At 70.6% G+C, this 12607-nt stretch carries 14 protein-coding genes and 1 tRNA gene; 9 read left to right on the top strand and 6 right to left on the bottom strand.

Going from position 1 to position 12607, the window contains the following annotated elements:
- Positions 1-63: 63 nt before the first annotated feature.
- Complete coding sequence (locus tag EL493_RS28040) at positions 64-978, bottom strand: AraC family transcriptional regulator (protein WP_019048502.1); 915 nt, start codon at positions 976-978, stop codon at positions 64-66.
- A 116-nt stretch (positions 979-1094) separates the two neighbouring features.
- On the opposite strand from EL493_RS28040, the gene EL493_RS28035 reads away from it, so the two are divergent.
- The 8 genes from EL493_RS28035 (at position 1095) to EL493_RS28000 (ending at position 8761) form a co-directional block, all read left to right on the top strand.
- The gene (locus EL493_RS28035) at positions 1095-2093 is read left to right on the top strand and encodes a saccharopine dehydrogenase NADP-binding domain-containing protein (protein WP_019048501.1); all 999 of its coding nucleotides are present in this window, start codon (positions 1095-1097) and stop codon (positions 2091-2093) included.
- Positions 2090-3334, top strand: coding sequence for an SGNH/GDSL hydrolase family protein (locus tag EL493_RS33655; protein ID WP_019048500.1), 1245 nt, complete (start codon positions 2090-2092; stop codon positions 3332-3334). Before EL493_RS28035 ends, EL493_RS33655 begins: the two co-directional genes overlap by 4 nt.
- 228 nt (positions 3335-3562) lie before the next feature.
- Positions 3563-4942 carry a sensor histidine kinase gene (locus EL493_RS28025; RefSeq protein WP_198041098.1) on the top strand — a complete coding sequence of 460 codons (1380 nt, stop codon included), beginning with the start codon at positions 3563-3565 and terminating at the stop codon, positions 4940-4942.
- Positions 4939-5349 carry a roadblock/LC7 domain-containing protein gene (locus tag EL493_RS28020; protein WP_019048498.1) on the top strand — a complete coding sequence of 137 codons (411 nt, stop codon included), beginning with the start codon at positions 4939-4941 and terminating at the stop codon, positions 5347-5349. The genes EL493_RS28025 and EL493_RS28020 overlap by 4 nt, the downstream gene beginning before the upstream one ends.
- Positions 5346-5690 carry a DUF742 domain-containing protein gene (locus EL493_RS28015; RefSeq protein WP_019048497.1) on the top strand — a complete coding sequence of 115 codons (345 nt, stop codon included), beginning with the start codon at positions 5346-5348 and terminating at the stop codon, positions 5688-5690. The genes EL493_RS28020 and EL493_RS28015 overlap by 4 nt, the downstream gene beginning before the upstream one ends.
- Complete coding sequence (locus EL493_RS28010; RefSeq protein ID WP_022565491.1) at positions 5671-6285, top strand: GTP-binding protein; 615 nt, start codon at positions 5671-5673, stop codon at positions 6283-6285. Before EL493_RS28015 ends, EL493_RS28010 begins: the two co-directional genes overlap by 20 nt.
- The gene (locus EL493_RS28005) at positions 6282-7541 is read left to right on the top strand and encodes a cytochrome P450 (protein ID WP_019048495.1); all 1260 of its coding nucleotides are present in this window, start codon (positions 6282-6284) and stop codon (positions 7539-7541) included. The genes EL493_RS28010 and EL493_RS28005 overlap by 4 nt, the downstream gene beginning before the upstream one ends.
- Entirely contained in the window at positions 7538-8761 is a 1224-nt protein-coding gene (locus EL493_RS28000) for a cytochrome P450 family protein (protein ID WP_022565492.1), read from the top strand. The genes EL493_RS28005 and EL493_RS28000 overlap by 4 nt, the downstream gene beginning before the upstream one ends.
- A 55-nt stretch (positions 8762-8816) precedes the next feature.
- Here the strand turns inward: EL493_RS28000 and EL493_RS27995 are convergent, their stop codons facing one another.
- The 3 genes from EL493_RS27995 to EL493_RS27985 form a co-directional block, all read right to left on the bottom strand.
- Positions 8817-9962 carry an acyl-CoA dehydrogenase family protein gene (locus EL493_RS27995; RefSeq protein ID WP_019048493.1) on the bottom strand — a complete coding sequence of 382 codons (1146 nt, stop codon included), beginning with the start codon at positions 9960-9962 and terminating at the stop codon, positions 8817-8819.
- 17 nt (positions 9963-9979) lie between these two features.
- Positions 9980-10585 carry a QsdR family transcriptional regulator gene (locus tag EL493_RS27990; protein ID WP_019048492.1) on the bottom strand — a complete coding sequence of 202 codons (606 nt, stop codon included), beginning with the start codon at positions 10583-10585 and terminating at the stop codon, positions 9980-9982.
- A gap of 113 nt (positions 10586-10698) precedes the next feature.
- A tRNA-Glu gene (locus tag EL493_RS27985) sits at positions 10699-10771 on the bottom strand.
- Positions 10772-10908: 137 nt separating this feature from the next.
- Here EL493_RS27985 and EL493_RS27980 point away from each other — a divergent pair.
- Positions 10909-11862: a DNA polymerase domain-containing protein gene (locus tag EL493_RS27980; protein WP_019048491.1), complete on the top strand. Its 954-nt coding sequence runs from the start codon at positions 10909-10911 to the stop codon at positions 11860-11862.
- A 1-nt stretch (position 11863) separates the two neighbouring features.
- Here the strand turns inward: EL493_RS27980 and EL493_RS27975 are convergent, their stop codons facing one another.
- Together EL493_RS27975 and EL493_RS27970 are read right to left on the bottom strand one after the other, a co-directional pair.
- Positions 11864-12262, bottom strand: coding sequence for a DUF302 domain-containing protein (locus tag EL493_RS27975; RefSeq protein WP_019048490.1), 399 nt, complete (start codon positions 12260-12262; stop codon positions 11864-11866).
- A gap of 26 nt (positions 12263-12288) precedes the next feature.
- Entirely contained in the window at positions 12289-12558 is a 270-nt protein-coding gene (locus tag EL493_RS27970; protein ID WP_019048489.1) for a metal-sensitive transcriptional regulator, read from the bottom strand.
- Positions 12559-12607 lie beyond the last annotated feature (49 nt).

The following is a 12607-nucleotide window of genomic DNA, read 5'->3' as shown; positions in this document are numbered from 1 at the left end:
TCGCCGCCCTGGGTGAGCCGGAGCCTCGTGCCGAGGTAGCGGCCACCGTCTTCCTATCCTGATTCAGGAGGCGCCCGCGACCAGCAAGGGGGTTCCGGTCGCGCGGTAGCGGCCGGGGGCCGTGCCGAAGGCGCGTTTGAAGGCCTTGCCGAAGGCGTATTCGGAGCCGTAGCCGGTGCGCCGGGCCACGGTGGACAGCGGATGGTCGGTGTCGCGCAGCAGCCGGGCGGCGGTGAGCATCCGCCAGCGGGTGAGGTAGGTCAGCGGCGGTTCGCCGACCAGGGCGGTGAAGCGGCGGGCGAAAGCGGCACGGCTGAGACCGGCTCTGACGCCGAGGGATTCGACGGTCCAGCCGCGAGCGGGGTCGTCGTGGATGGCCCGTAGCGACCGGGAGATATCGGGATCGGCGACGGCCGCCGCCCAGCCCGCGGTGTCCCGGGATTCGGCGAGCTGCGCGCGCAGCAGATACAGCAGCAGCAGATCCAGCAGCGGTGGAATCGCGGCGTCGGCGCCGGGACCGGCGTCGGTGAGTTCGTCGGCCAGCAGGTCGACGGCGGCCCGCAGCGCCGGGTGGGTGCCGAGGCGGGCCGGAATGTGCACCACCTCGGGCAGTTCCGCGAGCAGGGGATGGGTGCGGTCGGCGGCGAGCTGATAGGAACCGCACAGCAGCGTCGACGGCGCGCCGGGTCCGTCGACGACCCGCACGTCGACGGGCCCGGCCGTTTCGGTGACGGGGCTGTCGAGCTGATCGAGCAGCTCGTGCGCGACCCCGCGCGGCATGAACACCGCGTCGCCCGCGCCGAGCGCGATCGGGTCGGCGCCGGGCCGCGTCAGCCAGCACGAACCCTGCAGCACCACATGGAAACCCGCGCTGTCGATGTTCGGATACGCCCGGCCCCATGGCGCGTGCCGCACGAACATCCCGGAGGCCGGGCTGCCGGTGCGCGCGGTGGCCAGCACGTCGCTGAGAAGGTCCATGTCGAAAACTCTACCCATCGAGACGATGAGATATTCAGGGGAGACTCTGGATGATTTCTTGTCTTCGCTCCTGTCCATAAGCTGAGTTCATCAGCACGACGAACAAGGAGCACGACATGAGGATCGCCGTCTACGGAGCCACCGGACACGTCGGCCGGTTCGCGATCGCGGAACTGCGCGAGCGCGGCATCGACACCGTCGCCGTCGGCCGAGATGCCCAGCGACTCGCCGAACTCGGCACCGAGACCCGGGTCGCCGCCGCCGACGATCACACCGCCCTGGTCACCGCCTTCACCGGCGTCGACGTGGTGATCAGCACCCTGCCCGACTACACCGGCACCGGCGAGGGCGTGCTGCGCGCCGCGATCGCGGCCGGCGCCCACTATGTCGACGTCGCGGGCGAACAGCTGTTCGTGCGGCGGGTTTTCGACGAGTACGGCCCGCTCGCCGCCGAGGCCGGGGTCACCCTGTCCACCGCCACCACCGAGGCGGGCATCTTCGGCGACCTGCTCGCCCACCTCGGCGCGCGACGCCTCGGCGGCGCCGACGAGATCGTCCTGAGCCACGTCGCCGCCCCGGGTGGGGAGGGCTCGCGCGGCAGCATGCGCACGGTCCTGCGCAATCTCGAGGTCTTCACCAGCGGCGGTCTGTCCTGGACCGGAGCGGATTTCCGCACCGGCCCGCAGCCGCGACGCGACACCTTCCTGCTCCCCGGCGACACCGCGCCCATCGAGGTGATGAAGTTCCCGCAGCCCTCGGTGGTCACGATCCCGCGCCACACCACCGCCGGATCGGTGGAGGGCGTGCTGGCGAAGTCGATCTTCGAGGTGGTCGGCACCGTCACCGAGGAACACCTGGCCGCCGCGCCCGAAACGCCCGCTGCCCCCGCCGCGTACGCGATGGTCGTCGACATCCACCACGACGGACGGACGCTGCGCGGTATCGGCAGCGGACCCGACGCCTACCGCAACAGCGCTCAGCTCGCGGTGGAGGTCGCCACCAGGATCGGCGCCGGCGCGGGCAAGCCGGGCGCGCAGGCACCGGCCGAACTGTTCGAGCCCACCGAATTCCTCGACGCGCTGGCCGCTTTCGGCATGAGCTGGACGCTCGGATGAGCCTGCGCACGCGATTGCTCGCGCTGCTGGTCACCGCCTTGACCACGACGGCACTGGTGGCCTGCGGCACCGAGGCCCCGCCGCAAACCTGGTCGGGGGCATGGGCGGCCGCCGCCCAGCACCCGGCCACCGCGGTGACACCGAACTGGTCGGCGGCGGGATTCGCCGATCAGACGCTGCGGCAAGTGGTTCGGCTCACCGACGGCGGGCCGCAGGTGCGGGTGCGGCTGTCCAACCGCTACGGCACGACACCGCTGGTCATCGCGGGCGCGAGTGTCGCCCGCGGTGCGGGCGGGGCCGCCGTGGTCGCGGAGACACTGCGACCGCTGACCGTCGGCGGGGCGAGGTCTTTCGAGATCGCCCCGGGGACAGAGACTGCCAGCGACATCGTCACCATCTCCGTCGCCGCGGGCGAGACCGTCACGGTGACGCTCTATTTCGCCGCCCCCACCGGCCCCGCCACCCAGCACGCCCAAGCCGCTGCGACCAGCTACCGCACCACGGGCGACCGCACCACCGACCCGGCATCCACCGCATTCACCGAGACGTCCCAATCCTGGTATTACCTGGCCGGTGTCGACACTCCGCGGCCCGGCCGTGCCGATGACGTCACCGTCGCGTTCGGCGACTCGATCACCGACGGTTACCGCTCCGGCCTCGACGCCGACCAGCGCTACCCCGACCAGCTGGCCCGCCATCTCGCCGCCGCCGGGCACCCCGGCGCGGTACTGAACGCGGGCATCAGCGGCAATCGGCTGCTCACCGATTCGACCGTGCTCGGCGACAGCGCGCTCACCCGGTTCCGGCGCGACGTGCTCGATCAGCCCGGCGTCGGCACCGTCGTCGTGCTGATCGGGATCAACGACATCGGCCTCGGCGGCAGCGTCGGGCCGGACGGGCAACTCTCGCCCGAGGTTTCGGCCGAGCGGCTCGTCGCCGGATACCGCGAGCTGATCACCCAGGCCAGGGCGGCGGGCGTGCGCGTCGTCGGGGCGACCCTGCTGCCGTTCGCGGGCTCGCCGTACTACTCGGCCGACAAGGACCGCGTCCGGACCGAAGTGAACACCTGGATCCGCACGGGCGGCGCCTTCGACGCGGTGGCCGATCTCGACCGTGCGATGGCCTCGCCGACCGATCCCACGCGCCTCGCCGAGGCGCTCGACAGCGGTGATCACCTGCATCCCAATAACTCCGGCTATGGTGTGACAGCCGCCACTGTCGGCAGTGTGCTGACGGAATGAGCGCAGGTCGCGGGCCTCGCGACATCCCGATTCGGTAACGAATCGCAGACGAACACGTGATGAACCCTCGCCGCTCGGGTGGCAGTCGGTGCGAGGGCTCGATATGCTCGCCCTCGTTATCGAAACCGGCTGTCGTGCTGTGGGTTCGGTGTGCCGATCGGTGGTTGGGGGCCTGTGAGTACTGCGGAAGTCATGCTGCCGTCGGCATCCGTGCCGGGGGAGTCCGCCGTGAGTGGGGAATCCGCCGGGGCGGCAGGCTATCTGGTACTCGGCGGCGGCATCGCGGTGGCCGCGATCGGCGCCGTGGTCGCGGTCTTCGTGCCACCCGCCATCGGGATTCCGGTGCTCGCGGCGACGCTCGCCGTCGCGCTCACGGCCTGCCCCGCCGTCCTGGTCGCGCTGCGTCAGCGGGCACGCGCACGGGCCGCCACCGCTGTCGCCGTCGAGACCGAGCAGCGGCTGGCCACGACCATCGCCGAGGCCACCCAGCGCATCGCCCAGGCCGAGGAACACGCCACCCACTACGCGTGGGAAGCGCAGGAGAACGGACGACGCGGCGCCGCCGCCCTGGCCGCCTTCGCCGGCGCCGCGGGCCGGATCCAGGCCATGACCACCTCCATGCTGGCCGAACTGCGCGAGATGGAACACCGGCACGCCGACCCGCGCGTACTCACCGACCTGCTCCACATCGACCACCGCACCGCCCAGACCGGCAGGCTCGCCGACAGCATCGCCGTGCTCAGCGGCGCGCGCACCGGCCGCCGCTGGGCCAAACCGATCGCGATGGAATCGATCCTGCGCGGCGCCATGGGGCGCGTCGCCGGATACCAGCGCGTGCGGCTGCGCGCGATCGCCGAGGTCGGCATCGCCGGACACGCGGCCGAGGGCGTCATGCACACCCTGGCCGAACTGCTCGACAACGCCTGCAACTTCTCCCCGCCCACCACCGAGGTGCACGTCTATGCCGCGGAAGTGCCCGCGGGCGTGGTGATCACGATCGAGGACAGCGGACTCGTGATGAGCGAGTCGGCGCTGCGCCGGGCCGAGGCCGCGGTGAGCGGACGCGACAACCAGGGCAAGGGCACCGATCTGGCCTCGCTGTCGGGCACCCGGCTCGGCCTGGCGGTGGTCGGTCACCTGGCGCGCAAACACGAACTGACCGTGTCGTATCGGCCCTCGGCGATCGGCGGCACCGCCGTGGTGGTCGTCGTCCCGCGTGAACTCACCGCCCGTGCCGAACCCCGCAGCCGCGCGGCCGCGCCCCGGCGCACCGACGCCCCGCTCGCCTCGCTGAGCCGGTTCGACCCGCCCACCCCGCGCGAGCGGCAACCCGAGGGCTGGGCCGAGACCGTCGTCCGGCCCGTGGGCACCGAGAACCCGGACCCCGCGGTCCCCACCTCGCCGGCACTGCCCAAACGACGCAGGGGCGACACGCTGGCCAAAGTCCATCCCGACGGCATGACCGGCACGCCGGCCGCCGACGCCGCACCCGCCAAACCGGCCGCTCTCGGGGCGTTCCAGCGATCCGCACCTGGTCGCAGGCCCGCCGGGAACGGTCACGAGCCAGGCAGCGCCGCCACTGCTCCCGACCCCATGGAGGACCGATGACCACCACCGCCCCCAGCAACCTCGGCTGGCTGCTCGAGAAGCTGCTGGCCCGCACGCCACGGACCCGGCACGCGCTGCTGCTGTCCGGCGACGGCCTGAAGATCTGCCACACCCCGGAACTCGACACCGACCGCGCCGACCAGCTGGCCGCGATCGCCGCCGGATTCCAGAGCCTGTCGCACGGGGCTTCCGTCGAGTTCGGTGACGGGCGTGGCGGTGTCCGCCAGTCGATGACCGAGTTCTACGGCGGCATCCTGTTCGTGGTCGAGGCGGGCAGCGGGGCGCATTTAGCGGTGGTCGCGGCCGAGGACGCCGACGCGGGGCTGGTCGGGCACACCATGCACGAGCTGATCGAACAGCTCGGCGAACACCTGGCGACCCAGCCCCGACGCGGAGTGCCCAATTGACCAGGGCCGGCCGTGACGACGACCCGGACCGGTTCTACACCCTGACCGGCGGGCGCGCCCCGGCCACCGAGGATTTCGACCTGGTCACCCTGGTGGTCGCCGAATCGGCGCCGTCGGCGGGCATGTCCTCGGAGCAGGTCGCGATCCTGGACATGTGCCGGGCGCCGACCGCCGTCGTGGAGATCGCCGCCGAACTGCGCCTGCCGGTCGGCGTCGCCACGGTGCTGCTGGCGGATCTGCTGCACGCGGGCAAGATCACCGTCCGGCCCCCGCTGTCGGCGGCGATGTCGCTGGACGCTTCCACCCTCGAGAAGGTGCTCGTTGGACTTCGCAAGCTCTGATTCCGCGCCCGAGCGCGCGCTGGCGCCGCTGCGCAGCACGGCGACGCACGGGTTGAAGATCGTCGTCATCGGTGGATTCGGGGTCGGCAAGACCACCCTGGTGCGGTCGGTGAGCGAGATCCGCCCGCTCGACACCGAGGCGACGATGACCGACGCCGGCGTCGGCATCGACGATCCCGCCGGGGTGCCCGGCAAGTCGACCACCACCGTGGCCTTCGACTTCGGCCGGATCACCCTCGACGACGAACACGTGCTGTACCTGTTCGGCGCGCCGGGCCAGCAGCGGTTCTGGTTCCTGTGGGACCGGCTGTTCAGCGGCGCGCTGGGTGCGATCGTGCTGGTGGACCAGCGCCGCATCGCCGACTCGTGGTACGCCATCGACCGGCTCGAGCATCAGCACACGCCGTTCGTGGTGGCCTGCAACGATTTCGGCGGCTCGCACGCCCCCGACGCGGTGCGCGACGCGCTGGATCTCGATCCCGCCGTGCCGCTGCTGATGTGTGACGCGCGCTCGCGCGAATCGAGCAAGCAGGTGCTGATCGCGCTGGTCGAGCACCTGTATTCGGCTGTTCCGCAGGGGGAAACGGTTTCATGAGCACACCCACCGGCACCGGTGCCTGCCCGATCACCGGCGCGGTGCCGCTGAGCGGTCCCGAATTCCACATCGAACCGCACGAGGTCTACCGGCGGATGCGCCGCGACCACGGTCCGGTGGTCGCGGTGGAACTGCCCGGCGGGTTCCCGGCCTGGCTGATCATCGGCTACCGCGAACTGCACCAGGTGACCAGCGACCCGCTGCTGTTCCCGCGTGACGTCTCGCTGTGGAACCAGTGGGGCCGGGTGCCCGAGGACTGGCCGCTGCTGCCCATGATCGGTAGACCGATGCCCTCGATCTACTTCACCGCGGGCGCCGAGCACCGCAGGCATCTGGCCATGGTGGAACCCGCGCTCGACGCCGTCGACCACTTCGAATTGCGCCGTGCCTGTGAGGAACTCGCCGACCGCCTGGTCGACCGGTTCTGCGGCCGCGGCTCGGCCGACCTGGTCGCCGAGTTCGCCGAGCCGCTGCCGGTGCTGGCCCTGGGCCGCATCCTCGGCCTGCCCGACACCGACGCCGCCGACCTGGCCCTGACGATGAAGCTGCTCGCCGACGGCGGCGCCGACGCCCAGGCCGGGCACGCCCGCTTCGGTGAGCACATGGCCCGGCTCGTCGCCGCCAAGAAGGCCCGCCCCGCGGGCGATCTGGTCTCGCTGATGCTGGCCGACCCCGAGCCGTTCACCGACGAGGAATACATGAACGACCTGATGGCGATCACCGCCGCGGGTCACCTCACCACCGCTGACTGGCTGGGCAGCTCCATGCGGCTGATGCTCACCGACGACCGGTTCGCCGCCGCGCTCGGCGGTGGCAGGCGCAGCGTCGGCCAGGCCATGAACGAGGTGCTCTGGGAAGAGGGCCCGACCTCGATCCTGGCGGGACGCTGGGCCGCGCGCGACACCCGCCTGGCCGACCGGACCATCCGGGCCGGCGACATGCTGCTGCTCGGCCTGGCCGCCGCCAATCTCGACCCGCACGTGCGCCAGTCGTTCACCGACGGCGACACGGTGCCCACCGGCAACAACGCGCACTTCGCGTTCAGCTACGGCGAATACCGCTGCCCGTTCCCGGCGCAGCAGATCGCCGAGATCATCGCCAGGACCGGGATCGAGGTGCTGCTCGACCGGCTCCCCGATGTCGACCTGGCGGTGCCCGCCGACCAGCTCACCCGGCGGCCTTCGGCTTTCCTTCGGGGCATGACCGCACTGCCCGTACGTTTCACACCGGTTCGACCCGTCGGAGGTTCGTCGTGAGTTCCCCATGCCCCTTTTCCATCGACCCGATGGTCGGTGACCTCGACGGCGAGACCGCCCGACTGCGCGCCGAAGGCCCGCTCACCCGGATCGACCTGCTCGGCGTGCCCGCCTGGACCGTCACCGACCACGCGATCGCCCGGCAGCTGACCACCGACGCCCGCCTGGTCAAGGACATCAACGCGTGGGCGCTCTACGCCGACGGTGTGGTGACCAACCAGTGGCCGCTGATCGGCATGGTCGACGCGGGCCGCTCGATGTTCACCGTCGACGGCGCCGAACACCGCAGGTTGCGGCTCAAGACCGCGCAGGCGCTGGCCCCGCGCCGGCTCGAGGAACTGCGCCCGGTGATCGAACGGCTCACCGCCGAACTGCTCGACGATCTGGCGGCCGCCGGGGCCGACGGCGCGCCCGTCGACCTCAAGCAGGTCTTCGCCTACCCGCTGCCGATGCGGGTGGTCGGCGATCTGATGGGCGTCGCGCGCGAGGACCACGCGCAGCTGCTCGACTGGTACAAGAAGTTCTTCTCGGTGATGACCCCGCAGGACGAGCGCCTGCGCGTGATCGGCGATCTCGACGTGTATTTCACCGATCAGGTCCGCCGCAAGATCGCCGATCCCGGCGACGATCTCACCTCGGCGTTCGTCGTCGCCGACGAGGAGGGCGGGGCGGCGCTCACCGAGGAGGAGGCGATCGGCAATATCAAGGCGCTGGTCGCCGCGGGCCACGAGACCACGGTCAGCCTGATCGTCAACACCGTGCGCGCCCTGCTGAACGAGCCCGAGCAGCTGGCGAAGGTGCTCGCCGGTGACGTGGAGTGGAAGCAGGTGATCGAGGAGTCGCTGCGCTGGGACGGCCCGGTCTCGCACCTGCTGATGCGCTTCGCCACCGAGGACATCACCGTCGGCGACACCGTCATCGCCAAGGGCGAGGGCGTGGTGATGTCGTACCGGGCCATCGGCCGCGACACCGCCGTGCACGGCGAGACCGCCGACGAGTTCGACGTGACCCGCCCGACCGCGCACCGCCACTTGGCCTTCGGCTACGGCCCGCACATCTGCCCCGGCGCCGCCCTGTCGCGGCTGGAGGCGGCGGTCGCCCTGCCCGCGCTGTTCGCCCGGTTCCCCGGCCTGCGCCTGGCCGTGCCCGACAGCGAGCTCGGCAACCTGCCGGTGCTCACGCAGAACGATCTGGCCGCGTTGCCGATCATCCTGAACTGACCGGCGTCGCGTCGCGCCCGGTGGTCGTTCGCCGGGCGCGACGCTCCTAACTTCCCTACAGGCCGAGGTCGCGGCCGATGAGTTCCTTCATGATCTCGTTGGAACCGGCCCAGATCTTGGTGACGCGCGCGTCCATCCATGCCCGGGCGACCCGGTATTCGCGCATGTAGCCGTAGCCGCCGTGCAGCTGCACGCAGGCGTCGAGCACCTCGTTCTGCACCTGCGCCGACCACCACTTGGCCTTGGCCGCGTCGACTGCGGACAGGGTGCCCGCGGCGTGCGCGGCGATGCCCTGGTCGACGAACGCCTGTGTCACCTCGACCTTGGTGACCAGCTCGGCGAAGAGGAACTTGTTGTACTGGAAACTGCCGATCTGCTGGCCGAAGGCCTTGCGCTCCTTGGCGTAGGCCAGCGTCTCGTCCAGGATCGCCGCGGCGTGGGCGATATTGGAGATCGCGGCGCCGATGCGCTCCTGCGGCAGTCGCTCCATCATCGCGATGAAGCCCCGGTCGACCTCGCCGATCCGGTTGGCGTCGGGCACCCGGACGTTGTCGAAGAACAGTTCGGCGGTGTCGGATTCGGGCTGGCCGACCTTGTCGAGCTTGCGGCCGCGGGTGAAGCCCTCCATGCCGTTCTCCACCGCGAACAGCGTGATGCCCTTGGCCTTCTTCTCCGGGCTGGTGCGGGCCGCCACGATCACCAGGTCGGCGTTGAAGCCGTTGGTGATGAAGGTCTTGGAGCCGTTGACGATCCAGTCGTCGCCGTCGCGGACCGCGGTGGTCTTGAGCGCGGCCAGGTCGGAGCCGCCGGAGGGCTCGGTCATGCCGATGGCGGTGACGATCTCGCCGGTGCAGAACTTGGGTAGCCAGCGCCGCTTCTGCTCGTCGGTGGTCAGTTCCACCAGGTAGGGCGCGCACACATCGTAGTGGATGCCGAAGGAGGACGACAGCGCCGCGCTCGCCTTGGCCAGTTCCTCACCGAGGACGGCGGCGAAGCGGTAGTCGCCCGCGTCGCTGCCACCGAACTCCTCCGGCACACCCAGTCCGAGGTAGCCGAGTTCGCCTGCGGCGAGCCAGGTCTCGCGGTCGATGGCGCGTTCCTCGGCGAAGCGTTCGGCGTTGGGCTCGATCGAGCGCTTGACGAATTCGGCGACCGACGCGCGGAAGGCCTCGTGGTCCTCGGAGTAGATGGTGCGCTGCATGGGTTTCCTTTCGCTTCCTACTGTTCGGGCCGTTCGCCCAGCAGAACCAGCGACGCCTGTACGACCTTGGCCGCGTCGGGTTCCTCGCCGCTGATCACGTCGGCGTAGATGAAGGTCTCGGTGATCCGCGCCAGCAGCAGTGCCAGTTCCGGCACCGGCAGCGGCGGATCGAGTTCGCCCGCCGAGATCGCCTCGGTGAGCAGGGCGGCGATGACGGCGACGAAGCGCCGCTGCACCGAACCCGCGGTGGTGGTGAGCAGGCGCAGCGCGCGTTCGGGTTCGCGGCGCAGGAACTGGCGGAACGCGTCGGAGTCGTTGACGGCCTGGGCGAAGTCGCCGAGCACGGTGGCGATCCGGCGGGCGCCGGTGCTGGTGGCGGCGGCGGTGGCGCGGCGCAGGGTGGGGTCGGCGACCGACCAGATCACCTCGGCCAGCAGCTCGTCGCGGCCGCCGACCCAGCGGAACAGGGTGGCCCGGTTGACGCCGAGTTCGTCGGCGAGCTCCTTCATCTCCAGCCTGCGGCCGGCCAGGAAACCGGAGCGCGCGGCCTTGAACGCGGTGATCGCGTCGGGCCGGGCGGCGAGGTCGTCGAGACGCTGTCCCAATGCGGTCTGCTCGCTCACGCCACCTCCTGCTGCAACATTTCCCTCAGTGTATTGACCATGCAACATCTGTCAATCTGTCGCATCGGGGGCACAAAAAAACTCCCCGGTCGCAATGACCGGGGAGTTCGTTGTAGCCCCGACGGGATTTGAACCCGCGCTACCGCCTTGAGAGGGCGGCGTCCTAGGCCGCTAGACGACGGGGCCAGAACCACAGCTCACCTGCGTGAACCGCGCGGAACATACGATAGCCCACCACCGGGCAATCGACCAAAACAGCTGGTCCACGGCCCGGGACCCGGCTTCATCTTGAACTTGTCGGTGGGTGGGGGGAGGGTGGGGGCATGGCGGGTAAAGAGGTGCGGGGTGGGGTCGAGATGTCGAATCTCGATCAGCCGTTGTTCGACGGCGCCGAGGCGACCAAGGGAGATCTGGTCGGCTACCTGGAGTTCCTGGGGGAGCGGTTCGTGCGCGTGCTGCGGGGGCGGCCGCTGTCGGTGGTGCGGGTGCGGCCCGGTCAGGAGCCGTTCATGCAGAAGAATCTGCCCAAGTACACGCCCGAGTGGGTGTCGCGGACGACGGTGTGGGCGGAGAGTTCGCGGCGGCAGATCACCTACGCGCTCTGCGACGATGTGCGCACGCTGCTGTGGTTCGGTAATCAGCGGGCGGTCGAGTATCACGCCACGCTGTTCCTCGCCGACAGCGTGCCGGAGCCGACACACCTCGTGCTCGACCTGGACCCGTCGCCGGGGCAGACCTTCGCCGACGCGGTGGCAGGCGCCCGGCTGATCCGGGACGCGCTGGCCGCCGACGGTCTGGCGGGTGCGGTGAAAACCAGTGGTTCCAAGGGGTTACACGTCTTCGTCCCGGTGGTCCCCGGTATCGATGTCGAGGACGCCGCCGCGGCCACCCGGGCGGTGGCGGCGCGCGCCGAACGCCTCGATCCCGGCGTCGGCACCACCGCGTTCATCCGGGAAGACCGCGAGGGCAAGGTGTTCCTCGACGCCACCCGATCCGGCGGCGCCACCGTCGCGGCCGCGTACAGCCCCCGCATCCGCCCCGGCTGCACCGTCTCCTACCCGCTGCGCTGGGCCGATCTGGACGACGTGACCCCCGCCGACTTCACCCTGCGCACCGTCCCGGCCCTGCTCGGCGACACCGATCCGTGGGCATCGGAAATGCCCGCCCCGCAGCGACTTCCGGAAGACCTTGTCGCCGAGGGGCACACCATCCCGGTAGCCCGGGTGCAGGCCATGCACGAGGGCAAACGTCGCGCGAAGGCCCGGCGCGAGGAGTGACTCAGTGCAGGGAGTCGATGGCGGCACGCAGTTTGGTGGTGGCCTCGGCGGCCACCGGCTGCAGCGCCGGTTCGGCGGTGACCTGCACCATCAGCTGCGGGTTCATCGCCTCGACGACGACATCGGCGGCATTGTCGCGGGAGCGGCGGACGACCACATTGCACGGCAGCAGCAGGCCGATCTGCCGGTCGACCTCCACCGCGCGGTGCGCGAGCGGGGGATTGCAGGCGCCGAGGATGCGGTAGTCCTCCATCTCGTGCCCGAGTTTGGCCTGCAGGGTGGCCCGCATGTCGATCTCGGTGAGGATGCCGAAGCCCTGGGCCGCGAGCGCGGCCTTGGTGCGGTCGACGGCGTCGTCGAAATCGGTGGTCAGGGTGGTGGACAGAGCCAGGTCGGTCATGGGGTCCTCCTCGGGGAGTAAGGGTTTCAGGCCAGGGAGAGGAAGAGTTTCTCCAGTTCGTCGACGGTCATCGGGTCGCCACGCTCGCCGTCGGGATCGGTCAGGCATTCCCGCAGGCCGGTCGCGACGATCTTGAAACCGGCCCGGTCCAGGGCTCGCGAGACCGCGGCGAGCTGGGTGACCACGTCCTTGCAGTCGCGTCCCTGCTCGACCATGGCGATCACACCCGCGAGCTGTCCGTGCGCCCGGCGCAACCGGTTGAGGACCGCCGCGGTGCTGTTCTCGTCGCCGACCATCTGTGTCTCCTCCTCGATCCGCCCCCTACCCAGAATACCCTATGGGGTA

Source organism: Nocardia asteroides (assembly GCF_900637185.1).
Classification (GTDB): domain Bacteria; phylum Actinomycetota; class Actinomycetes; order Mycobacteriales; family Mycobacteriaceae; genus Nocardia; species Nocardia asteroides.
The sequence above is the reverse complement of the archived record's forward strand: the minus strand, read 5'-3'. Positions and strand labels throughout refer to the sequence as shown.

Bases quoted from the DNA above. Each gene is read 5' to 3' on its own strand.
- EL493_RS28040 (WP_019048502.1), bottom strand. From the start codon at position 978: ATGGACCTTCTCAGCGACGTGCTGGCCACCGCGCGCACCGGCAGCCCG.
- EL493_RS28035 (WP_019048501.1), top strand. From the start codon at position 1,095: ATGAGGATCGCCGTCTACGGAGCCACCGGACACGTCGGCCGGTTCGCG.
- EL493_RS33655 (WP_019048500.1), top strand. From the start codon at position 2,090: ATGAGCCTGCGCACGCGATTGCTCGCGCTGCTGGTCACCGCCTTGACC.
- EL493_RS28020 (WP_019048498.1), top strand. From the start codon at position 4,939: ATGACCACCACCGCCCCCAGCAACCTCGGCTGGCTGCTCGAGAAGCTG.
- EL493_RS28005 (WP_019048495.1), top strand. From the start codon at position 6,282: ATGAGCACACCCACCGGCACCGGTGCCTGCCCGATCACCGGCGCGGTG.
- EL493_RS27995 (WP_019048493.1), bottom strand. From the start codon at position 9,962: ATGCAGCGCACCATCTACTCCGAGGACCACGAGGCCTTCCGCGCGTCG.
- EL493_RS27980 (WP_019048491.1), top strand. From the start codon at position 10,909: ATGGCGGGTAAAGAGGTGCGGGGTGGGGTCGAGATGTCGAATCTCGAT.
- EL493_RS27975 (WP_019048490.1), bottom strand. From the start codon at position 12,262: ATGACCGACCTGGCTCTGTCCACCACCCTGACCACCGATTTCGACGAC.
- EL493_RS27970 (WP_019048489.1), bottom strand. From the start codon at position 12,558: ATGGTCGGCGACGAGAACAGCACCGCGGCGGTCCTCAACCGGTTGCGC.